At 67.6% G+C, this 20,498-nt stretch carries 25 protein-coding genes; 10 read left to right on the plus strand and 15 right to left on the minus strand.

The genetic code is table 11. The features are described 5' to 3' along the window. Position 1: 1 nt before the first annotated feature. The 3 genes from lptE to ACQY9P_RS07410 all read right to left on the minus strand — a co-directional run bounded on the left by lptE (position 2) and on the right by ACQY9P_RS07410 (position 3,760). Positions 2-496, minus strand: coding sequence for an LPS assembly lipoprotein LptE (gene lptE / locus ACQY9P_RS07400; protein ID WP_421739889.1), 495 nt, complete (start codon positions 494-496; stop codon positions 2-4). Between the two features lie 3 nt (positions 497-499). Continuing rightward, complete coding sequence (leuS, locus tag ACQY9P_RS07405; RefSeq protein ID WP_421739888.1) at positions 500-3,091, minus strand: leucine--tRNA ligase; 2,592 nt, start codon at positions 3,089-3,091, stop codon at positions 500-502. A 138-nt stretch (positions 3,092-3,229) separates the two neighbouring features. Then, positions 3,230-3,760: a DUF3576 domain-containing protein gene (locus tag ACQY9P_RS07410; protein WP_421740139.1), complete on the minus strand. Its 531-nt coding sequence runs from the start codon at positions 3,758-3,760 to the stop codon at positions 3,230-3,232. 252 nt (positions 3,761-4,012) lie between these two features. On the opposite strand from ACQY9P_RS07410, the gene ACQY9P_RS07415 reads away from it, so the two are divergent. Further along, entirely contained in the window at positions 4,013-4,423 is a 411-nt protein-coding gene (locus ACQY9P_RS07415; RefSeq protein WP_421739887.1) for an NtrZ family periplasmic regulatory protein, read from the plus strand. On the opposite strand, the gene ACQY9P_RS07420 is transcribed toward ACQY9P_RS07415, so the two are convergent. Beyond that, positions 4,420-5,037 (minus strand): thiamine phosphate synthase, encoded by a 618-nt coding sequence (locus ACQY9P_RS07420; RefSeq protein ID WP_421739886.1) that lies wholly within the window; start codon positions 5,035-5,037, stop codon positions 4,420-4,422. The genes ACQY9P_RS07415 and ACQY9P_RS07420 overlap by 4 nt on opposite strands. Positions 5,038-5,049: 12 nt before the next feature. On the opposite strand from ACQY9P_RS07420, the gene ACQY9P_RS07425 reads away from it, so the two are divergent. Next, a complete protein-coding gene (locus ACQY9P_RS07425; RefSeq protein ID WP_421739885.1) occupies positions 5,050-5,697 on the plus strand; it encodes a YggS family pyridoxal phosphate-dependent enzyme in 648 nt (215 codons plus the stop codon). On the opposite strand, the gene ACQY9P_RS07430 is transcribed toward ACQY9P_RS07425, so the two are convergent. Next, on the minus strand, positions 5,694-6,203 hold the full coding sequence (locus ACQY9P_RS07430; RefSeq protein ID WP_421739884.1) for a L,D-transpeptidase family protein: 510 nt from the start codon (positions 6,201-6,203) through the stop codon (positions 5,694-5,696). The genes ACQY9P_RS07425 and ACQY9P_RS07430 overlap by 4 nt on opposite strands. A 62-nt stretch (positions 6,204-6,265) precedes the next feature. Here ACQY9P_RS07430 and ACQY9P_RS07435 point away from each other — a divergent pair, with 62 nt between their 5' ends. After that, positions 6,266-6,952: a response regulator transcription factor gene (locus tag ACQY9P_RS07435; protein WP_421740138.1), complete on the plus strand. Its 687-nt coding sequence runs from the start codon at positions 6,266-6,268 to the stop codon at positions 6,950-6,952. A gap of 121 nt (positions 6,953-7,073) precedes the next feature. On the opposite strand, the gene secB is transcribed toward ACQY9P_RS07435, so the two are convergent. Beyond that, a complete protein-coding gene (gene secB, locus ACQY9P_RS07440; protein WP_421739883.1) occupies positions 7,074-7,568 on the minus strand; it encodes a protein-export chaperone SecB in 495 nt (164 codons plus the stop codon). Positions 7,569-7,729: 161 nt separating this feature from the next. Between secB and timA the strand changes: the two genes are divergently transcribed. From timA to ACQY9P_RS07455, 3 genes are read left to right on the plus strand one after another with little or no spacing between them, the layout of a single operon-like run. Beyond that, the gene (gene timA / locus ACQY9P_RS07445) at positions 7,730-8,329 is read left to right on the plus strand and encodes a TIM44-related membrane protein TimA (protein ID WP_421739882.1); all 600 of its coding nucleotides are present in this window, start codon (positions 7,730-7,732) and stop codon (positions 8,327-8,329) included. Then, on the plus strand, positions 8,329-9,480 hold the full coding sequence (locus ACQY9P_RS07450; protein ID WP_421739881.1) for a murein transglycosylase A: 1,152 nt from the start codon (positions 8,329-8,331) through the stop codon (positions 9,478-9,480). Before timA ends, ACQY9P_RS07450 begins: the two co-directional genes overlap by 1 nt. Positions 9,481-9,499: 19 nt before the next feature. Beyond that, positions 9,500-10,054 carry a Smr/MutS family protein gene (locus ACQY9P_RS07455; RefSeq protein WP_421739880.1) on the plus strand — a complete coding sequence of 185 codons (555 nt, stop codon included), beginning with the start codon at positions 9,500-9,502 and terminating at the stop codon, positions 10,052-10,054. Positions 10,055-10,167: 113 nt separating this feature from the next. Here the strand turns inward: ACQY9P_RS07455 and ACQY9P_RS07460 are convergent, their stop codons facing one another. The 6 genes from ACQY9P_RS07460 to ACQY9P_RS07485 are packed head-to-tail and all read right to left on the minus strand — an operon-like array spanning position 10,168 to position 14,235. Continuing rightward, positions 10,168-10,491 carry a phosphoribosyl-ATP diphosphatase gene (locus ACQY9P_RS07460; RefSeq protein WP_421739879.1) on the minus strand — a complete coding sequence of 108 codons (324 nt, stop codon included), beginning with the start codon at positions 10,489-10,491 and terminating at the stop codon, positions 10,168-10,170. Next, positions 10,488-11,270, minus strand: coding sequence for an imidazole glycerol phosphate synthase subunit HisF (gene hisF, locus ACQY9P_RS07465; protein ID WP_419253506.1), 783 nt, complete (start codon positions 11,268-11,270; stop codon positions 10,488-10,490). Before hisF ends, ACQY9P_RS07460 begins: the two co-directional genes overlap by 4 nt. After that, the gene (gene hisA, locus ACQY9P_RS07470; RefSeq protein ID WP_421739878.1) at positions 11,270-12,004 is read right to left on the minus strand and encodes a 1-(5-phosphoribosyl)-5-[(5-phosphoribosylamino)methylideneamino]imidazole-4-carboxamide isomerase; all 735 of its coding nucleotides are present in this window, start codon (positions 12,002-12,004) and stop codon (positions 11,270-11,272) included. Before hisA ends, hisF begins: the two co-directional genes overlap by 1 nt. Beyond that, entirely contained in the window at positions 11,992-12,633 is a 642-nt protein-coding gene (hisH, locus tag ACQY9P_RS07475) for an imidazole glycerol phosphate synthase subunit HisH (protein WP_421739877.1), read from the minus strand. The genes hisA and hisH overlap by 13 nt, the downstream gene beginning before the upstream one ends. 11 nt (positions 12,634-12,644) lie before the next feature. Beyond that, a complete protein-coding gene (gene hisB / locus ACQY9P_RS07480) occupies positions 12,645-13,235 on the minus strand; it encodes an imidazoleglycerol-phosphate dehydratase HisB (RefSeq protein WP_108506034.1) in 591 nt (196 codons plus the stop codon). A gap of 10 nt (positions 13,236-13,245) precedes the next feature. Beyond that, positions 13,246-14,235 carry an adenosine kinase gene (locus tag ACQY9P_RS07485; protein ID WP_421739876.1) on the minus strand — a complete coding sequence of 330 codons (990 nt, stop codon included), beginning with the start codon at positions 14,233-14,235 and terminating at the stop codon, positions 13,246-13,248. Between the two features lie 138 nt (positions 14,236-14,373). Between ACQY9P_RS07485 and ACQY9P_RS07490 the strand changes: the two genes are divergently transcribed. Continuing rightward, on the plus strand, positions 14,374-15,228 hold the full coding sequence (locus tag ACQY9P_RS07490) for an ATP-grasp domain-containing protein (RefSeq protein ID WP_421740137.1): 855 nt from the start codon (positions 14,374-14,376) through the stop codon (positions 15,226-15,228). A 49-nt stretch (positions 15,229-15,277) separates the two neighbouring features. Next, positions 15,278-15,982, plus strand: a complete 705-nt coding sequence (locus ACQY9P_RS07495) for a glutathione S-transferase N-terminal domain-containing protein (protein WP_421739875.1) — start codon at positions 15,278-15,280, stop codon at positions 15,980-15,982. Between the two features lie 128 nt (positions 15,983-16,110). Here the strand turns inward: ACQY9P_RS07495 and nth are convergent, their stop codons facing one another. Then, positions 16,111-16,815, minus strand: coding sequence for an endonuclease III (nth, locus tag ACQY9P_RS07500; RefSeq protein WP_421740136.1), 705 nt, complete (start codon positions 16,813-16,815; stop codon positions 16,111-16,113). Between the two features lie 52 nt (positions 16,816-16,867). Here nth and ACQY9P_RS07505 point away from each other — a divergent pair, with 52 nt between their 5' ends. Together ACQY9P_RS07505 and ACQY9P_RS07510 are read left to right on the plus strand one after the other, a co-directional pair. After that, positions 16,868-17,344: a DUF2244 domain-containing protein gene (locus ACQY9P_RS07505; protein ID WP_421739874.1), complete on the plus strand. Its 477-nt coding sequence runs from the start codon at positions 16,868-16,870 to the stop codon at positions 17,342-17,344. 47 nt (positions 17,345-17,391) lie between these two features. Next, complete coding sequence (locus ACQY9P_RS07510; RefSeq protein WP_421739873.1) at positions 17,392-18,261, plus strand: methylated-DNA--[protein]-cysteine S-methyltransferase; 870 nt, start codon at positions 17,392-17,394, stop codon at positions 18,259-18,261. A gap of 93 nt (positions 18,262-18,354) precedes the next feature. Here ACQY9P_RS07510 and hslU read toward each other — a convergent pair whose 3' ends face one another. Both hslU and ACQY9P_RS07520 read right to left on the minus strand, forming a co-directional pair. Next, positions 18,355-19,650, minus strand: coding sequence for an ATP-dependent protease ATPase subunit HslU (gene hslU / locus ACQY9P_RS07515; protein WP_421739872.1), 1,296 nt, complete (start codon positions 19,648-19,650; stop codon positions 18,355-18,357). Continuing rightward, positions 19,647-20,480, minus strand: a complete 834-nt coding sequence (locus ACQY9P_RS07520) for a DUF4440 domain-containing protein (protein ID WP_421739871.1) — start codon at positions 20,478-20,480, stop codon at positions 19,647-19,649. Before ACQY9P_RS07520 ends, hslU begins: the two co-directional genes overlap by 4 nt. Positions 20,481-20,498 lie beyond the last annotated feature (18 nt).

Consider the following 20,498-nt stretch of genomic DNA (forward strand, 5'->3'; position numbering starts at 1 on the left):
GTCAGGCCTTCTTGCCCGCCAGCCAGGCGGCGAGGTCGAGCTGGATCTTGCGCGCCACCTCGGCGGCGGCGCGTTCCTGACCGTCCTGCTGGGCGATGACCGCGGCATAGGGCTGGTCAGCCGAGTCGTAGGTGACGGTGGCTTCGGTCTCGCCCTTGCGGATCTCCGCGCCGGTTTTCGCGTCGCCCAGCCGCCACTTCACCTTCATCAGCAGTTCGTAGCGGTTGGCGATGTTGTCCACCCGTACGCCGCGCGCGTAGCGATGCTCCTGCACCGAAAAGGTCAGCCTGTATGCGGGCGAGACCCCGGCGTCGCGGGCCAGGGCGTCATCCAGCTGCTCGCGCAGCAGAAAGCCGGCCCGACCGTCGGCCGCGACCGTCTCGATCGCCGCGAGACCCGGCGAGACGCCCGGCGTTGCGTAGAGCGGGGTGAAGCCGCAGGCCGTCGTGGCGAGGGCGACGACGGCGAGGGCGCCGGCCAGGAGAGTGCGTTTCATCGGTCAGTTGGCCACGATGTTGACGATACGGTCCTTGACCACGATCACCTTGCGGACCGTGACCCCTTCAAGGTGGGCCAGGACGGCGGGATCCGCCAGCGCGATCTTTTCGACCTCGGCTTCGGCGAGACCCGCCTTGACCTTGATCTCGCCGCGACGCTTGCCGTTGATCTGGATCGGCAGGACCCGCTCATCATCGGCCGCCAGGGCCGGATCGGCCACGGGCCAGGCGGCGTTGACCACCATGCCTTCGCCGCCCAGCGCCGCCCAGGCCTCTTCAGCCAGGTGGGGCGTGAACGGAGCGACCAGACGCGCCAGGATGTGCAGGGCTTCCTTGCGGGCCGCCAGCACGCCCTGAGAGGCTCCTTCGGCCGGAGCGGCCTTGAGGGCGTTGAGGAACTCGTACAGACGCGCCACGCCGCTGTTGAAGCGGAAACCCTCGATGCTGTCGGTGACAAAGCCGATCAGCTTGTGGGCCGACTTGCGCAGGGTTAGCGCCGCCTCGTCCGAGGCGTCATGATCGAAATCGCCGGCCGGCTGGCTGTCGAACTCGTTCCACAGTCGGTGGGTGAAGCGCCAGGAGCCCTCGACGCCCGAATTGGTCCACTGCACGTCGCGCTCGGGCGGGCTGTCGCTCATCACGAACAGGCGCGCGGCGTCGACGCCATAGGCCTCGAAGATATCCTCGGGGGCGACGACGTTCTTCTTGGACTTCGACATCTTCTCGATATCGCCGATGGTGATCGGCTCGCCGGTCGTGGCGTGGGTCGCCGAGCGCGTATTGCCTTCGACGGTGATGCGGATGTCGGAGGGCTCAACCCACTCGCCGGCGGCGTTCTTGTAGGCCTCGTGGGTGACCATGCCCTGGGTGAACAGGCCCGCGAACGGCTCTTCGACCGACAGCAGGCCCTCGTCCTTCAGGGCGCGGGTGATGAAGCGGGCATAGAGCAGGTGCAGGATCGCGTGCTCGACGCCGCCGATATATTGGTCGACCGGCATCCAGTGATCGGCCGAGGCCTTGTCGATGCACGCGTCGGCGGTCGGATTGGCGAAGCGCGCGAAGTACCACGAGCTGTCCATGAAGGTGTCGAGCGTGTCGGTCTCGCGCTCGGCCGCGCCGCCGCAGGTCGGGCAGGTGGTGTGCTTCCAGGTCGGGTGGCGCACCAGCGGATTGCCCGGCTTGTCGGCCTCGAAGGTGACGTCTTCGGGCAGCACCACCGGCAGCTGGTCTTCCGGCACCGGCACGGGACCGCATGACGGGCAGTGGATGATCGGGATCGGGCAACCCCAGTAGCGCTGGCGGCTGACGCCCCAGTCGCGCAGGCGATAGACCGTCGCGCCCTGGCCCTGGTCCTGGGCCTCGATGCGGGCGATCGCCTCGGACTTGGCGGACTCGATGTCCATCCCGTCCAGGAATTCCGAATTGTAGATCGAGCCGGGGCCGACATAGGCCTCCTTGCCGACCGCGAAGGTCGACGGATCCTCGCCCGGCGGCAGAACCACCGGCAGCACCGGCAGGTCGTACTTGCGGGCGAAGTCCAGGTCGCGCTGGTCGTGGGCCGGGCAGGCGAAGATCGCGCCCGTGCCGTAGTCCATCAGGATGAAATTGGCGATCCAGACGGGCAGGGTGATCGTCGGATCCAGCGGGTGGACGACGCGCAGGCCGGTGTCGCGACCCAGCTTCTCGGCGCCCTCGATATCGGCTTCCGAGGTGCCGCCCTTGCGGCACTCGGCGATGAAGGCCTGCAGGTCGGGATTGTTCGCCGCCAGCTGCTCGGCCAGCGGATGCTCGGGTGCGATGCCGACGAAGCTGGCGCCGAACAGGGTGTCGGGACGGGTGGTGTAGACCTCCAGGCCGGCGTCATGGCCAGCCGGAGCCTCTCCGTCGAACTTGAAGGTGAAGCGCAGGCCCTTGGACCGGCCGATCCAGTTCTCCTGCATGATGCGGACCTTTTCGGGCCAGCGATCCAGGGTCTTCAGGCCGTCGATCAGGGCGTCGGCATAGTCGGTGATGCGCAGGAACCACTGGGTCAGCTTGCGCTTCTCGACCGGGGCGCCCGAGCGCCAGCCCTTGCCGTCGATGACCTGCTCGTTGGCCAGGACGGTCATGTCGACCGGATCCCAGTTGACCGAGGCTTCCTTGCGATAGACTAGGCCGCGCTTCAGCAGCTTCAGGAACCAGGCCTGCTGTTTGCCGTAATATTCCGGGTCGCAGGTGGCGAATTCGCGCGACCAGTCGATCGACAGGCCCAGGGCCTTCAGCTGTTCGCGCATGGCGGCGATGTTGTCGTAGGTCCAGCCCTTGGGATGGACGCCGCGCTCCATGGCGGCGTTCTCGGCCGGCATGCCAAAGGCGTCCCAGCCCATCGGGTGCAGGACGCTAAAGCCCTGGGCGCGCTTGTAGCGGGCCACCACATCGCCCATGGCGTAGTTGCGCACATGGCCCATATGGATGCGCCCCGAGGGATAGGGGAACATCTCGAGCACGTAGTATTTGGGCCGGCTGTCCGTGATCTCCGCCGTCTTGAAGACGTCGGCCTTGGCCCAGGCGCTACGCCATTTGGGCTCGGTGTCTTTGGGATTGTAGCGGGCCATGGAAACCAGTGTCTTGATGTGCGGAAGCGCTCCGGTGGGGCGCGTCCGCGGACTCTAAGCGGTTTCGCGGCCGGAGCGCGCAGAAAGAAGGCGGAGGGATCGGGTCTTCATCGCCATGCGGTGAAGACCCGACAAACCCTATTTGCTGATGTTGGAAAGACGAAGCTGGCGCGCGCGCGTCAGGATCGCGTTCTCGATATCGGTGGCGGTCTGGTCGGCGGTGGGCGTTTCAACCCAGGCGCCGGCGGTGTCCTTGACCTGCTTGAAGACCGAGACGTTCAGGCCGTCGGCGCGCAGGCGGGTGTCGAGGATGTAGACGGTCGCCTTGAAGCGCTCGTCCGGCTTTTCCGGGTTCACATACCAGTCGGTGACGATCACGCCGCCGTACGGGTCGGCCGAGGCCAGGGGCATGAAGGCCAGGGTGTCGAGGCTGGCGCGCCACAGGTAGCCGTTGACGCCAATCGAACCTTCGCTGGCCGGAGCCTTGGAACCGCCGCCCAGACCCAGGCCCTTGAAGGGCTGAAAGCCGCCCTCTTCCTGAGTGCTGAAAGTCTTGGGTCCCTTGGTGCTGCCGCAGGCGGACACGCCCAGAACCGACAGCGCCAGCACGCCAGCGGCGACGCCGCGCAACACTGACCCACGCTTAAACGCCATAGTACCTCGCTCCAATGTCTCGCCGGCGCGATCGCGCACCTTGGCGCGCCCCCGCTGCCGGAGCCGGTCTATAGCATGGCCGCGTCGCCTCAAAACAGGAATCGCGTGACCCAGCCGCCACAGGCGCCGTCTGAATCATCTTCATTGCGGTCTCATGCGACCAAACGCCGGTTGACCGCGTTCCTGTCAGGCCTTTAATCGAATTCTAAGGGCATGGGTTCCTATATGCGGAACACGTGGGGTTTTGGGGACGGGTAACGAGTAGCGATGATCGCGACACGTTTCATGGCGGCAAGTGCGGCGGCGCTGATCCTGACGGGATCGGCGACGATGGCTAGCGCCCAAATCAAGACCCGATCGGCGACGCCGGATTTCACCGTCAAGAACGACTTCACCAATGCGCCCAAGGGTGTCTTTGGTCCGCAGGATTCCAAGAAAACCCTGCAATGGGACGCCAAGAAGGGCCGCTGGGGCCTGAAGCTCGACCTGGATCAGCCCGTGGGCCGTGACATGGAGCTGAAGGACGTCGAGGCCGGCGCCTATTTCAAGGTCACCCCGTCGATCCGCGTCGGCGGCGCCGTGGCTCTGGGCGACTCCAACCCGGCCCTGGCAGCCCGCAAGGCCGAGCCTGTCGAACCCGCGCCGCGCGTTCGTCTGGAAACCGCCTTCAAGTTCTAGGCTAGAGCTTCGACGGCCGCCAAGCCGACGATCCCGCTATTTTTCAACGCTTCCACTGTCCGCGCCCGGATTCCGCCCAGGGCGTAGATCGGCTTATCCGTGGCCGCGACCAGGGTAATCAGGCCCTCGACGCCCAAGGGCGCGCCGGCCGAGGGGCTGTTGCTGGCAAAGACCGGCGAGACCACCAAAGCATCGACGTCCAGGGCGCCGGCCGTCCTGACCGCTTTCAGGTCATGCGCCGCGACGGTGATCAGGCCTTGGGGCCGCCGGGTCCGTAGGGCTGGCGCCAGATCCGTGGACCTTTCAGGCAGATGTACGCCATCGGCCCCGACGGCGTCGGCCAGGGCCTCGTCGGCTCCGACCAGCAGGATCAGACCGCGCGCGTCGGCGATGGCTCTCAGGCGGTTGCCCTGGGCGACGGCGTCGGCCGCGCCAAAAGCCCGAAACACCACGCCGGCTCCGCGTGGCAGGCGCTCGGCCACGGCTTCGGGATCAGCCACCCTGGCCGGATCGGTAAAGAACAGCAGGGACGGCAGCACGATCCCGCGCGACGTCCTTGGCGGAAAGGTCGCGGCCGTCCTAGACAGGACCTCCAGTTCGTCCACCGTCTTCAAGCGATTTGCCCCATGTCCGACGCCCTAGCCTCCATCCGGTCCCGCATCGCCGCCGCGGCGAAGGCCGCCGGGCGTGCGGAAGACACCATCACCCTGGTGGCGGTCTCCAAGACCCAGCCGTGGGAGCATATCGCGCCGGTTCTGGCGGCTGGCCAGCGGGTGTTTGGCGAAAATCGTGTCCAGGAGGCCATCGAGCGCTGGACGCCGCATCGTCAGGGGCTTGAGCTGCACCTGATCGGTCCGCTGCAGACCAACAAGGCGCGCGACGCGGTGGCGTTCTTCGATGTCATCGAGACCGTGGACCGCGAAAAGCTGGCGCGGGTGCTGGCTGACGAAATCTCGCGCCAGGGCAGGGCCATCCGCCTCTACGTGCAGGTCAATATCGGCGAGGAGCCGCAAAAGGCCGGGATCGCGCCCGCCGAGGCCGACGCCTTCATCGCCCTGTGTCGGGGCGAACTGGGCCTCAACATCGAAGGCCTGATGTGCATTCCGCCGGCGCAGGACGATCCGGCTCCGTATTTCGCGGCGCTGAGGGCCATCGCCGAGCGCAATGGCCTGGAAAAACTGTCGATGGGCATGAGCGATGACTTCGAGATCGCCATCGCCGAAGGCGCGACCTCGGTGCGTGTCGGGTCGGCGATCTTCGGGTCGCGGGGTTAGTCCGCCGCGATCTCGATGGCGTCCCCGGGCTTCGCCGCCGCCAGCAGAGCCTCGAGATCCGCCCGCGCCAGGGCCACGCACCCTTCAGTGCCGGGATAGCCGTCGCGCGCCAGGTGCAGGAAGATCGCCGAGCCCATCCCGGGAACCGGCGGATTGTCGTTGTGGGCCAGGACCGCGACCAGGTCATAGACATGATCGTCGCGCCACAGCCGCTCGGCGCTGGCGGGGTAGGGCAGCTTGACCGGACGGTTATAGGCCGGGTCGTCCGGGGCGTCGCACCAACCGTCATCCGGAGCCATGGCCTTGATGGGCAGGGCGGTGATCGGGCCATCCGGATAGACGTCTGGCCGATAGATCACTTCGCGGATCGTCCAGACACCGACAGGGCTCCTGTTGTCGCCCTCGCGCTTGTCGACGGCGGCGATGACGCCGGCCTTGCCCAGGGCGCAGCGCAGGCTGCGTCCATTCAGCTGGAATTGACCGTCCGCGCTGGCCTTGAAGATCATCAACCGCTTCTCCGCGCCCAAAGGGTTGTCGCCAAGGGCCGCAGCGGTGCATGTTCCGACCCATGGCGCAACGCAAGACCCTTCTGCTGATCGACGACGACGACGACCTGCGCGGCGCGCTGGCCGAGCAATTGGCCCTTCACGAGGAGTTCGCCGTCTCCGAGGCCGCCACGGCCGGCGAGGGCGTGCGGATGGCGCGCGAGATCAAGCCGGACCTGGTGCTGCTCGATGTCGATCTGCCCGACATGGACGGCCGCGAGGCCTGCCGGCTGATGCGCAAGAACGGCGTGATGGCCCCGGTCATCATGCTGACGGCGGCGGCCAGCGACAGCGACACGATCCTGGGCCTGGAATCCGGGGCCAATGACTATGTCACCAAGCCCTTCCGGTTTGGGGTGCTGCTGGCCCGCATCCGCGCCCAGCTGCGCAGCTACGAGGCCTCGGAAGACGCCCTGTTCCGCATCGGCCCTTACGAGTTCCGCCCTTCGGCCAAGCTGCTGGTCGACGAAAAGCAGAAGAAGGTGCGGTTGACCGAGAAGGAAACCAACATCCTCAAATACCTCTACCGCGCCGGCTCAAAGCCGGTGTCGCGCGAGGAGCTGCTGACCGAGGTCTGGGGGTATAACGCCGGGGTCACCACCCACACGCTGGAAACCCACGTCTATCGCCTGCGCCAGAAGATCGAGCCAGATCCGGCCATGGCCAAGATCCTGATTACCGAGATGGGCGGCTATCGGCTGCAGCCTTAGAAAGCGTGGCAGCCGAAAGTGTCAGCGGTTTCGGCGCCCGCAACGCGCCAACAAAGAAAGAAAAACCCCGGCCGCATCTCTGCGCCGGGGTTTCTCAAATCTCACAGATCGATCGGACGCCTTATGCGTTGCCGATGACGACGCCTTCGGCCTGGGCCTTGCGCGCGGCGTAGACGCCGGCGAAGTCGATCGGGTCGATCAGGAAGGGCGGGAAGCCGCCTTCGCTGGTGACGTCCGCGATCAGGCGACGGGCGAACGGGAACAGGAAGCGCGGGCACTCGATCAGCAGCACCGGCTCCAGATCAGCTTCCGGCACGCCGGCGATGTGGAAAAGGCCGCCATAGACCACTTCAACGTGGAAAACCGGCTGTTCCTCGCGCGTGGCGCGGGCCGACAGCTTCAAATCCACCTCGAAAAGGCCGTCGGCGCGGCCCCGGGCGTTCATCTCGACGCCCATGTCGATGGCCGGCTGGGCCGTCCCCGAACGCAGGCTGTCGGGCGCGTGAGGGCTCTCGAACGAGAAATCCCGAACAAACTGGGCGATGATACGGATGCCCGTTTGAGCGGCCGCGTTGTCGTCTGCGAGGCCCTCAGGGGCGGCGGTCGTGTCGGTCATTAGGAATAAATCCGTACTCGGCGTCTAAAAAGGCCGCTAGGAGAGAGCGGCGCTGCTAACACGCGGGCGGGCTTGGCGCAACGCCAGGCGCCTGACGGGAGAGCTTGCCTCACCTATATAGGCATGACGCCCAGCGTGTCGAACCAGCCGCGGATACCCAAGTGTTCATTCAGATTCTCGTTCTCGCGGTCATCGCCGCAGTTGTCCTCTACCAGCTCTACGCGACGCTGGGCCGGCGCGTCGGGCGTCAGCCCGAGGACGCGCCCGTCGGCGTGCAGCCCGGCAAGACCGCCGTTCCGACCGCCGAACCCGTTGTCGCGGCCCGACTGGAGGGCGTCGCCGCCTTGCGCGCGCGCCAGCCCGACTTCGATCCGGGCCGGTTCCTGAACGGCGCGCGGGGCGCCTATGAGATGATCGTCAAGGCCTTCGCCACCGGTGATCGCGAAACGCTCAAGCCTCTGCTGGCCGACGACGTGATGGCCAATTTCGAGGCGGCCATCGTCGCTCGCGAAGCCGAGGGCCGGACCGAGACGGTCGAATTCATGACGCCGCCGCGCGTCGACCTGGAAGACGTGGCCGTGGACGGCGACAACGCCCGGGCGGTCGTGCGTATCCTGGCCGAGGTCCGGGCCCGCTCGACCAGCGCCGAGGGCGATGCGGTCGATGACCGGCGCACCGCCGAGCTGTGGACCTTCGAGCGCAATCTGAAGTCCAGCAATCCCAACTGGGCCCTGGTCCACGTCGCCGCCGCGGAGGCGTGATGTCGCGCCTTGGTCTGATCGCCGTCCTGGCTTCGCTGACCCTGGCGGCCTGCACGACCACCGCGCCGCCGATCGCGACGGGTTCGATCCCGCCGCCCGTGACCCCGACCGCTCCGGCCTTGCCGACCGCGCCGGGCTCCCGGCTCCTGACCTTCGCGTCGCTGAACGGCTGGGCCGAGGAAGATCATCTGGCCGCGCTCGACGCCTTCCGGGCCGGCTGCGGCGCCGCGCGCGATCCCGACCTGTCCCGTGTCTGCAAGCTGGCCCGCACCGACGGCCCGACCGAGGAATGGGGCGCGCGCCTCTTCCTGGAAGCCAACTTCCGGCCCCAGGCCGTCGGCGACCAGGGGCTGCTGACCGCCTATTTCGCCCCCAAGTACGACGCCCGCCTGTCGCGCTCCGATGAGTTCAGCGCCCCGGTTCGCGGCGTGCCCGCCGACCTGGTGGTGCTGGATCTGGGCGCCTTCGAGCCAGGCTTCGCGGGCAAGAAGGTCACCGGCCGGGTCAAGGGCGGCAAGTTCGAGCCCTATCCCGACCGCGCCGCCATCGAGGCCTCGCCGGTCGACAAGCCCCTGGCCTGGATGCGGCCGGAGGAGCTGTTCTTCCTGCAGATTCAGGGTTCTGGCGTTCTGGTGCTGCCCGACGGTCGCCGCGTGCGCGCGGCTTTCGCCGGGGCCAACGGCAAGCCGTTCGTCGGCATCGCCACGGCCCTGCGCGACCGGGGTCTGCTGCCCGACAACAATACCTCCGGCGATGCGATCCGAGCCTGGCTGGCCGACAATCGCGGCCCCAAGGCCGACGAGATCATGCAGCTGAACCCGCGCTATGTGTTCTTCAGGATCTCCGACGACGACGGCAAGGAGCCGGTGGGCGCGGCCGGGGTGTCGCTGCCGGCCGGTCGGGCCATCGCCGTCGATCCCAGCCGTCACGCCATGGGCGAGCTCTACTGGCTGGACGCCACCGCGCCCAAGCTGGCGGGGGCCTTTCCGTCCTATCGCCGCCTGGCGGTGGCCCTGGATGTCGGCGGAGCCATCAAGGGCGATGTGCGGGCCGATCTCTATACCGGCACCGGCCCTGGCGCCGGCGCCGAGGCGGGGCGGGTGCGACACGAGCTGCGCCTCTATCGTCTGATCCCGATACCCCAATCCTGAGGCGAAGGGGTCCTGAGCCATGAAACGGCCGCCGCGTCCGGAAGAACTGCGCCTCTGGGGCATGGTGGCCGACACCGTGCATGCGCGTCCGGGCGACAAGCCGCTGAAGCTGCGCGCCAAGGTCAAGGTGAGGCCGGTCAAGGCGCCCAAGGCCGAGAAGGTCCAGCCGACCTATCTGGCCTCGATCGCGCCATTGCGCATCGATCCGTCCGAACTCAAGCCGGCGCCCGTCCGAACGCCGAAATCCGCGCCGGAGCACATCGAGCCCAACCGCCGCCGCCGGCTGATCAAGGAACACGATCCGATCGGCGCGCGGCTGGACATGCACGGCTTCGACCAGGACCAGGCTCGGCCGGCCCTCGAGGGCTTCATCCGCCGCGCCTATGCCGACGGCCATCGCGCCGTGCTGATCATCACTGGCAAGGGCAAGGTCGGCCACGGCGTGCTGAAGAAGCGCACGCCGGAATGGCTGGCGGCGCCGGCCTTGCGCGAGATGATCGCCGGCGTGTCACAGGCCGATCAGCGGCATGGCGGCGAGGGCGCGCTGTATGTGGCGCTGAAGCGGCGGGGTTAGGCGTTCAAACTGTCATCCCGGCCAAGCGCGAAGCGCGCCGAGCCGGGACCGCCGGAAACGCATGAGCTTGCCACGGTCCCGGGTCTTCGCTTCGCTACGCCCGGGATGACAGTTTAAGTTGGCCGCGAAGCCTTTTCGGCGATGCCCGAGGTCCCCTCGCGCGCCGCCAGCTTGTCCGCCACCGCGTCGAGCGGGACGCCCGAGGCCGCCAGCAGAACCAGCCAGTGGTAGAGCAGGTCGGCGCTCTCGCTAGCGAGTTCGTCCGGGCCCTGGCCGACGGCGGCGATCACCGTCTCGACCGCTTCCTCGCCCAGCTTCTTGGCGGCCAGCTTGGGATCGGCCAGCAGCCTGGCGGTGTAGGACGCGGCCGGATCGCCGCCCTTGCGGCTTTCGATCGTGGCGGCCAGGCGCTCGAGGGTTTCGAACAGCTTGCTCATGCCGCGCCCTTCAGGTCGTCCAGGCGCACGGGGATGCCCGCGTCGGCCATGGCCCGCTTGGCTTCACCGATGCTGATTTCGCCGAAGTGGAAGATCGAGGCGGCAAGCACAGCGGCGGCGTGACCGTCGCGGGCGGCTTCGACCAGGTGTTCGGTCTTGCCCGCCCCGCCCGAGGCGATCACGGGCACGCTCACCGCGCCGGTTACGGCCTTCAGCAGCGGAATATCATAGCCGATCTTGGCGCCGTCGCGGTCCATCGAGGTCAGCAGGATCTCGCCCGCGCCGCGCTCGACCACTTTCGCGGCCCAGTCGACGACGTCGAGACCGGTGTCCTTGCGGCCGCCATAGGTCCAGACGTTCCAGCCCGAACCGTCCTCGCGCAGCTTGGCGTCGATGGCCACCACCACGCACTGGGCGCCGAAAGCATCTGCACCGGCGGCGATCAGGTCGGGGTTTTCGACCGCGGCGGTGTTGGTCGAGACCTTGTCGGCGCCGGCCAGCAGCAGGCGGCGCATGTCGGCCACCTCGCGCACGCCGCCACCGACCGAGACCGGCATGAAGCAGACCTCGGCGGTGCGGGAAATCACGTCCAGGATCAGGCCGCGGCCCTCGCTGGAGGCGGTGATGTCGAGGAACATCAGCTCGTCGGCACCGGCCGCGTCATAGGCGCGGGCCTGCTCCACCGGATCGCCGGCGTCGCGCAGGGCCACGAAATTGACGCCCTTGACCACCCGCCCATCCTTCACGTCGAGGCAGGGAATGATCCGGGTCTTCAGCATCAGGCCGCCGCCACCGTCAGGGCCTCGGCCGGCCGGATCGTGCCGGCATAGAGCGAGCGACCCAGGATGGCGCCGGCGATCTTGACGCCGGGACGGGCCTTCAGACGCTCGATATCGGCCACGGCGGCGACGCCGCCCGAGGCGATGACCGGGATCGAGACGGCGTCGGCCAGTTCGCCCACGCCCTCGACATTGACGCCCGTCAGGGCCCCGTCGCGGCTGATGTCGGTGATGATCAGGGCCGCCACGCCGGCGTCCTCGAAGCGGCGCGACAGGTCGATGGCGCCGAGCTCCGACAGACCGGTCCAGCCGTCGACCGCGACCTTGCCGTCGCGCACGTCGACGGCCACGGCGATCTGTTCCGGCCACAGGCGCGCCGCCTTCTTGACCAGTTCGGGATCATGCACGGCGATGGTGCCCAGGATCACGCGGCTGACGCCGGCCTCGATCCAGGCCTCGATGCCTTCCAGGGTGCGGATGCCGCCGCCCAGTTGAACGGGAATCGAGATCGACTCCAGGATCGACTGCACGGCGGCCGTATTGACCGACTTGCCCTCGATGGCGCCGTTCAGGTCGACCACGTGCAGCCAGGAGAAGCCGTCCTTGACGAAGCGTTCGGCCTGATCGGCGGGCGAGGTGTTGAAGACCGTGGCCTTCTCCATGTCGCCGTGCAGCAGACGCACGCACTGGCCGTCCTTCAGGTCGATGGCGGGATAGAGGATCATGGGCGCCATTCCAGAAAGTTGGCGAGCAGGGATAGCCCTGCGGCTTGAGATTTCTCGGGGTGGAATTGTACCCCTGCGACATTGTCCTTGACCACCGCCGCCGTGAACGGGCCGCCGTGGTCTGTGGTCGCCAGGACGTCGGCCGGATCGGTCGGCGTCAGGGCGAAGGAGTTGGCGTAGTACATGTGGGCGCCGTCGGCGACGCCGGAAAACAATGGGTGATCGCGTGTCAGTTGGATCGCGTTCCAGCCCATGTGCGGAATGGTCAGGCTGGGGTCGCTGGGCGCCAGTTTCCTGACCTCCCCGGCGATCCAGTCCAGGCCCGGCGTGACGCCGAACTCGAGGCCGCGCGTGGCCAGCAGCTGATGACCCACGCAGATGCCCAGGAAGGGCGCGCCCTTGCCGTGGACGGCCGCGTTCATGGCCTCATAGACGCCCGAGGCGTCGAGACCCGCGCGGCACGAGGCGAAGGCCCCGACGCCGGGCAGCATCACGCGGTCGGCGTTGGCGACGATGTCGGGATCGGCCGTGACAACGATGTCAGCGGCAATTCCCCGGCGACGGGCCGCCTCGCGCAGGGCCTTTTCGGCCGAACGCAGGTTGCCCGACCCGTAATCGATCAGGGCGACGGTCTGCATGAGAGAGGTTCCTACAGCACGCCCTTGGTGGAGGGAGCCTGGCCGCCGGTCTTGGGGTCGATCTCGACCGCCTGACGCAGCGCCCGGGCCAGGGCCTTGAACCCGCTTTCGGCAACGTGGTGGGTGTTGTCGCCGTACAGGGTTTCCAGATGGACGCACGCCCCGCAGTTCATGGCGAAGGCGTGGTGGAACTCCTTGAAGAGCTCGGTGTCCATCTCGCCGACCTTGGGCCGCTTGAAGTCGACCTTCCAGATCAGATAGGGCCGGTTGGACAGGTCGATGGCGCAGCGCGTCAGGGTCTCGTCCATCGGGATATAGGCCGAGCCGAAGCGGCGGATGCCCTTGAAGCCGTCCAGCGCCTTGTTGATCGCCAGGCCCAGCACGATGCCGGTGTCTTCCACCGTGTGGTGCATGTCGATGTGCAGGTCGCCCTTGGTCTCGACCTTGAGGTCGAAGCCGCCGTGGCGCGCGAAGCTCTCCAGCATATGGTCGTAGAAACCAATGCCGGTGGAGATCGTCGAGACGCCGGTCCCGTCGAGATCGATCCAGACCCGGATCTGGGTCTCCTTCGTCTCGCGGACCACTTCAGCGGTGCGGGCCATGCCGTATCCTTCAGAGGCCGTTTTGGGCCGCGAGGTCCCGCAAGGACACCTGCGGGCGCGGACCGTAGTGGGCGATCACCTCGGCGGCGGCCAGGGAGCCCAGCTGGCCGCAGACCGGCAGCGGGCGGCCCTGGGAGAGGCCGTAGAGGAAACCCGCCGCGTATTGGTCGCCCGCGCCGGTGGTGTCCACGACTTTTTCGACCGGGAAGGCGGAGATTTCGTGGATATGGCCGCCGGCGACCACGACCGAGCCGTGTTCGCTGCGGGTGACGGCGGCGATGGTGACCTTTTCAGCCAAGGCCTTCACGGCGGCGTCGAAATCGTCGGTCTCGAACAGCGCGCAGACTTCCGAGGCGTTGGCGAAGACGATGTCGCACTGGGTTTCGACGAAACCCAGCAGGGCGGCGCGGTGGCGCTCGACCACGAAGCTGTCCGAAAGGGTGATGGCGATCTGGCGGCTGGAGCCGTGAGCCAGGGCGGCGGCCTTGGCGAAGGCGCGGCGGGCTTCGGGCGGATCGAACAGATAGCCTTCGAGATAGGAATATTTGGCGGCTTCGATGATCGCGGGATCGACGTCGGCGCTGGTCAGTTCGACGCAGGCGCCCAGATAGGTGCTCATGGTGCGCTGGGCGTCGGGGGTGACGTTGATCAGGCTCTGGGCGGTGGCCGGGCCTTCGGCCAGAGACGGCGTGGTGAAGGCGCAGCCGATGGCCTTCATGTCATGGCGGAACACATTGCCCAGCTGGTCGTCGGCGACCTTGCCGATGAAGGCGCCCCGGCCGCCGAAGCTGGCGACGCCCGCGACGGTGTTGGCGGCGCTCCCGCCCGAGGCCTCGATGGCCGCGGCCATGACGTCGTACAGGCTGGAGGCCCGCACCGGATCGATCAGGGCCATCGAGCCCTTCACCAGACCTTCGCGCTCAAGGAAGGCGTCGTCGCACTGGGCGATGACGTCGACGATGGCGTTGCCGATGGCGGCGACGTCGTAGAGAGCGGTCATGGAGATCGACAAGCCTTTGAAAGAGCAGGACGCGAAAAGCGTTTAAGGGGCGGCAAGTAAAGGAAGCGTGCTGTCAAGGCAACGCGAGGCTTGCCGCCTCGCCCGCGACATTCTAACCGCATGGGCATGACTTCGACGATCGCTGATATCCTGATCCTGGCGCCCTCATCGGAAAACGCCGCCTATGCCGCCGCCGGCGTGCGACTGTTCGAGCGGCTCGCCGCGCCGCTGCGCGCCCAGGGCCTGACCCTGACGAGCCAGCCCTGGACCGATCCGGTGGATCCAGACGCCGGTCGGCTAGTGCTGCCGTTGCTGGCCTGGGGCTATCACCTGCGCCAGCCCGAGTGGTTCGCCCAGCTTGACGCCATGGAAGCCGCGGGCGTCCCGGTGATCAATCCCGTCCCGACCCTGCGCTGGAACACGACCAAGACCTATCTGATCGAACTGGAAGCCAAGGGCGCGCCCGTCGTGCCCACCCATGCCCATGAGCGCCTGACCCCCGAAGCCCTGGCCGCCGCCTTCGACGCGTTCGGCGTCGATGAGCTGGTGGTCAAGCCGCAGATCTCCGGCGGCTCGCAGGACACGGTGCGGGTCAGACGCCACGGCGATCTGGAGGGCGGACCGACCGGGCCGGCCCTGATCCAGCCCTTCCTGCCGGCGGTGGGCGAGGAGGGTGAGCTGTCGCTGTTCTATTTCGACGGCGTGTTCAGCCACGCCGTATCCAAGGTGGCGGCCAACGGTGATTTTCGCGTCCAGCCGCAGTTCGGTGGCTTGATCAGCGGCGTCGCGCCTGAGCCCGAGGCGCTCCGCGCCGCGGAAATGGTGCTGGAAGCCGCCGACAAGCCCCTGACCTATGCCCGCATCGACCTGATCCGGGGCCTGGACCATACGCCCCAGCTGATGGAGCTCGAGGTCATCGAGCCGGACCTCTTTCTGGAGCATGCCCACGACCACGGCGCGGCGTTCGCGGCGGCGGTGATGGCGCGGCTCTAGCGAAGACGCGGATCGGACCTATCTAGACCGTAACCGAGGGAGTTACCGAATGTCCGATCTTTCCGCCTTCCCGATCACGCGCCGCTGGCCCGCCCAGCACCCCGACCGCCTGCAGCTGTATTCGCTGCCGACGCCCAACGGCGTGAAGGTGTCGATCATGCTCGAAGAGCTCGGTCTGCCCTATGAGCCGCACGCCATCAACATCATGGCTGACGAGACCTGGGGCCCTGAGTATCTGTCGCTGAACCCGAACGGCAAGATTCCGGCGATCCTCGATCCCGACGGCCCGGATGGCAAGCCGGTGGCCCTGTGGGAGTCCGGCGCGATCCTGCTCTATCTTGCCGAAAAGACCGGCAAGTTCCTGCCCAAGGATCCGATCGCCCGCATCGAGACCATCCAGTGGGTGTTCTTCCAGATGGCCGCCGTCGGGCCGATGTTCGGCCAGCTGGGCTTCTTCCACAAGTTCGCCGGCAAGGACTACGAGGACAAGCGCCCCCGCGACCGCTACGTGGCCGAGAGCAAGCGCCTGCTGGGCGTTCTGGAAGGCCGCCTGGCCGACCGCCCGTTCATCATGGGCGACGACTACACCATCGCCGACATCGCCCTGATCGGCTGGGTGCGGAACCTGAACGGCTTCTACGACGCTGGCGAACTGGTCGACTACGCCAGCCTCAAGGCCGTGCCGGCCTGGCTGGAGCGCTGCCTGGCCCGCCCGGCGGTTCAGCGCGGGCTGGAAATCCCGGCGCGGCCTTAGCGCCACAAAATCTTGTCATCCCGGAAGCGCGTAGCGCTATCCGGGACCCAGGGGCCGGCACACTGCGGTCACCCCTGGGTCCCGGCTCTCCGCTTCGCTACGGCCGGGATGACAAGGATTTTTGAAATCTAAGCCCCCAAAAACAGTTCCCGCGAAGGACATAGATCGCTGATCTTGCAGATCTCGCACCTGGGCTTGCGGGCCACGCACACATAGCGGCCGTGCAGGATCAGCCAGTGATGGGCCCGGGTCTGAAAGGGTCCGGGCACGATCCGCATCAGATCGGCTTCCACGGCGTCCGGGGTCTTGCCCGATGACAGTTTCAGGCGATGAGCGACCCGGAAGACGTGGGTGTCGACGGCGATGGCCGGCTCGATGTCCAGCTCGTTGAGCACCACGCTGGCGGTCTTGCGGCCCACGCCCGGCAGGCTTTCCAGGTCCGCGCGGTTCAGGGGCACCTGACCGCCGTGGCGATCCATCAGGATATGGGCCGAGGCGATGACGTTCTTGGCCTTGGTGCGAAACAGACCGATCGAGGCGATATACTTGATCAGCCCATCCTCGCCGAGCTCCAGCATCTTCTCGGGGCTGTCGGCGACCTGGAACAGCGGACCGGTGGCCTTGTTGACCTGAACGTCAGTGGCCTGGGCCGAAAGGGCGACGGCCGTGACCAGCTCATAGGCGTTATTGTAGTTCAGCTCGGTCTTTGGCCGCAGCTCGAGGCTTTCGAAGCGGTCGAAGAGCACCTGAACGCGGTCGCGCTCGGCCTGAGAGATCCGTCTGGCGGCGGGGCGTTTCTTTTTCAGCGCGGGTTTGACCATCGACCGGACCATGCCGTGATGCGGGGCCCTCGCCAAGGCGGCGTCTCGCGCCTAAATCGATGCCATGGCCACCCCGCTCTACATGGACGCCGTGATTTCGCCCAACCGGTCGCTGAGCCGGACAGGACTGCATGTTCTGTTGGGCGTCCTGATCGCCTTCAACCTGCTGATCGCCCTGTTCCTGCTGGTGCTGGGCGCGCCGCCGGTGCTGCCGTTCCTGGGTCTGGACGTGCTGGCCATCTGGCTGGCCCTGAACGCCAGTTTCCGGGCCGCCGAACGCAAGGAGCGTGTCCGGGTGACCGCCGAGGCCGTCACGGTCAGCCGCGAGGATGAGAAAGGCGCGCGGATCGTCTGGACCTCGCCCACCGCCTTCACCCGGGTCGATGTCGACCAGCCGGGCGAGCATGAGGCCCGGGTTCGCCTTCGAATCTATCGCAAGCGCCTGACCCTCGGCAGGGCGCTGAGCCCGCCGGAGCGGGTGGAGTTCGCCAACGCCCTGGAGCGCGCCATCCGCGACGCCCGGGCCGAGCGCTACGCCTGAGCAAGAACCGGGCGGACAGGCCGTTTGACCGGCGCTAGGCTTGTTTCATGGCCCTCGACATGTCCCCCGCCGAAACCTTCGCGCGCCTCAGTGAGCGCTCGGCCGACTATCATCGCATGGCTGTCGCCCTCGACTGGCTGGCGGAGCGTTGGCAGGAGCGACCGTCCCTGGATCAGGCCGCCGAGGCCGTCGGCCTGTCGCCGTTCCATTTCCAGCGGGTGTTCACGCGCTGGGCCGGGGTCAGCCCCAAGACCTTCGTTTCAGCCATCGCCCATGCCGAGGCTCGCAAGTCGCTGGAAGCCGGGGCCAGCGTGCTCGACGCGGCCTATGACGCCGGCCTGTCCGGCCCCTCGCGGCTGCACGATCTGTTCATCGCTCAGGAAGCGGCCACGCCGGGCGAGGTGCGCCGTCGTGGGGCAGGCATGACCCTGCGGTATGGCTGGGCGCCCACGCCTTTCGGCAGAGGCCTGTTCGTGATGGCCGAGCGCGGCCTGGCGGGGCTGGCCTTTTCCGACGGCGATGACCCGGCGACCTATGACGACATGCACCGGCGCTTTCCCGCCGCCGATTGGGTCCGAGACGATCAGGCCGCCGGCCAGACCGCCCTCCACGCCTTCGCGGGCGGGCAGGGGCCTTTGCCGATCGTGCTGATCGGCTCGCCGTTCCATGTCCAGGTCTGGAAGGCGCTGTTGCGAATTCCCGTCGGAGAAACAAGCACCTATGGCGAGGTCGCGGCCTGGGCCGGCAAGCCCAGGGCCTATCAGGCCACCGGCGGCGCCATCGGGGCCAATCCGATCTCGCTGCTGATCCCGTGCCATCGCGCGATCGCCAAGGACGGCCGGTTGACCGGCTATCACTGGGGTCTGGCGCGCAAGGCGGCGATGCTGGGGATGGAGGCGGTTCAGGCGGCGGGGTGACTGGACTGGCCCCCTACGGATCGCTTCGCGATCGTCTTCCCCCTCCGGGGGAAGACGGCTGCGTAGCAGCCCGTAGGGGGCAAGTGTTTGCCGTTACAGAATAAACCGGCTCAGATCCGCGTTCGCCGCCAGCGCCCCGACGCGCTCCGTGACGTAGGCCGCGTCGATCGTCACGGTTTCGCCCGAGCGGTCCGCCGCCGAGAAGCTGATCTCTTCGACCACCTTTTCCAGAATGGTTTGCAACCGCCGCGCGCCGATATTCTCGACCGAGCCGTTCACCGCCACGGCGGCGTCGGCCAGGGCGTCGATGGCGTCGTCGGTGAAGACCAGGGTCACGCCCTCGGTCAGCAGCAGCGCCTGGTGCTGGCGCACCAGATTGGCTTCCGGCTCGGTCAGGATGCGGCGCAGGTCGTCGCGGGTCAGGCCTTTCAGCTCGACCCGGATCGGCAGGCGGCCCTGAAGCTCGGGCAGCAGGTCGCTGGGCTTGGCCACGTGGAAGGCGCCCGAGGCGATGAACAGGATGTGGTCGGTCTTGACCGGTCCGTGCTTGGTCGAAACCGTCGTGCCCTCGATCAGCGGCAGCAGGTCGCGCTGAACGCCCTCGCGAGACACATCAGCCCCGCCCCGCTGGCTGGAGGACGCGACCTTGTCGATCTCGTCCAGGAACACAATGCCGTGGTTCTCGGCCAGTTCGACCGCTTCCTGGGTCAGGGCCTCCTGATCGATCAGCTTGTCGCTTTCCTCGGCGATCAGCGGCGCATGGGCCCCGGCGACGGTGGTCTTGTGGGTCTTGGTGCGACCCCCGCCCAGCGACTTCATCAGCTCCGACAGATTCAGCACCGAGGCGCCCGGCTGTCCGGGAATGTCGAAACCCGCCGGGCCGCCGGTGTCGACCAGCTGCAGCTCGATTTCCTTGTCGTCCAGTTCGCCGGCCCGCAGCTTCTTGCGGAAACTGTCGCGGGCGGCGGTCGAGCCGGGACCGGTCAGGGCGTCCAGGATGCGTTCCTCGGCGGCGGCTTCGGCCTTGGCGCGGACGCTGGTCCGGCGCTTGTCGCGCACCATCGCCAAGGCGCTCTCGACCAGGTCGCGGACGATCTGGTCGACGTCGCGGCCGACATAGCCGACCTCGGTGAACTTGGTGGCTTCCACCTTCAGGAACGGCGCCTGGGCCAGCTTGGCCAGGCGGCGGGCGATCTCGGTCTTGCCGACGCCGGTGGGGCCGATCAGCAGGATGTTCTTGGGGGTGACCTCGTCGCGGAGGTCGTCGGGCACGCGGCGGCGGCGCCAGCGATTGCGCAGCGCGACGGCGACAGCCTTCTTGGCCTCGGTATGGCCGACGATATAGCGGTCGAGTTCAGAGACGATTTCGCGGGGAGAAAACTCGGTCATGCGTCGTTGTTCAGGGTCTCGAAGATCAGGCGCCAACCATCGGCGCGCTTCTGCCACACATGCATGTAGTGCGCTTGGACGGCGGTTTCATCATGTGCGGCCCAACCAACTTCCCCATAGGTCCAGATGAAATCCCCGGCCGACGACGCGCCGCCGCCCAGCGGGACAAAGGCCATGGAGGTCCAGGTTGCGATCCGGGCCTCGACCGCGTCGGCGCGCAGGGCTTCAGCGCCGTCGGGGCCCAGAAGCAGGGCGTCGGCGGAGAGTGCGGCCCGGTAGGCCTTCGGCGCGTCCTCTCCGGCCTGCTGGGCGAACCGCGCCTCCGCGGCCCTGGCCTCCTCGAAGCCGACGGCCTGGGAGCGCGAGCCCTTCGACGCCACGGGGCCGAAGCTGGCGGGGGTGTCCGGAGCGGGGGCGGCGTTGGCGTCGGCGGCCGCGCCGCCGTCATAGATCCATTTCCAGTCGCCGCCGGCGCCCTTGCGCCAGATGGTGGCGTAGTAGCCGCCGCGCTTGCCGTCGATCGCCCAGGGGCCGACCGACAGGCCCAGATCGCCCGAGCGGGCGATGACCACGTGCTGCGGCCACCATTGCAGCCGTGGCGTCTTGCTGGAGGGGCGCTTTTCGTAGAGCCCCCTGGCGTTCACGGGGCCCGGACGAAACACGATGGCGTCATCGGCCATGTGCCTGAGGAATGAATCGCGGACCCCCAGCGCCAGTCCATCGGCGGCGAAGGCGCGCTCGGCGGCCTCGATCACGCCCGCGGGATGGTCGGCGGCGAAAGCGGGCGCGCCTGACAGCAACAGGGCGACGGCGAGCAGGGTCTTGAGCATGGCGTGTCCCTCCGCGCC

The sequence above is a fragment of the Caulobacter sp. genome, assembly GCF_965279145.1.
Taxonomy (GTDB): domain Bacteria; phylum Pseudomonadota; class Alphaproteobacteria; order Caulobacterales; family Caulobacteraceae; genus Caulobacter.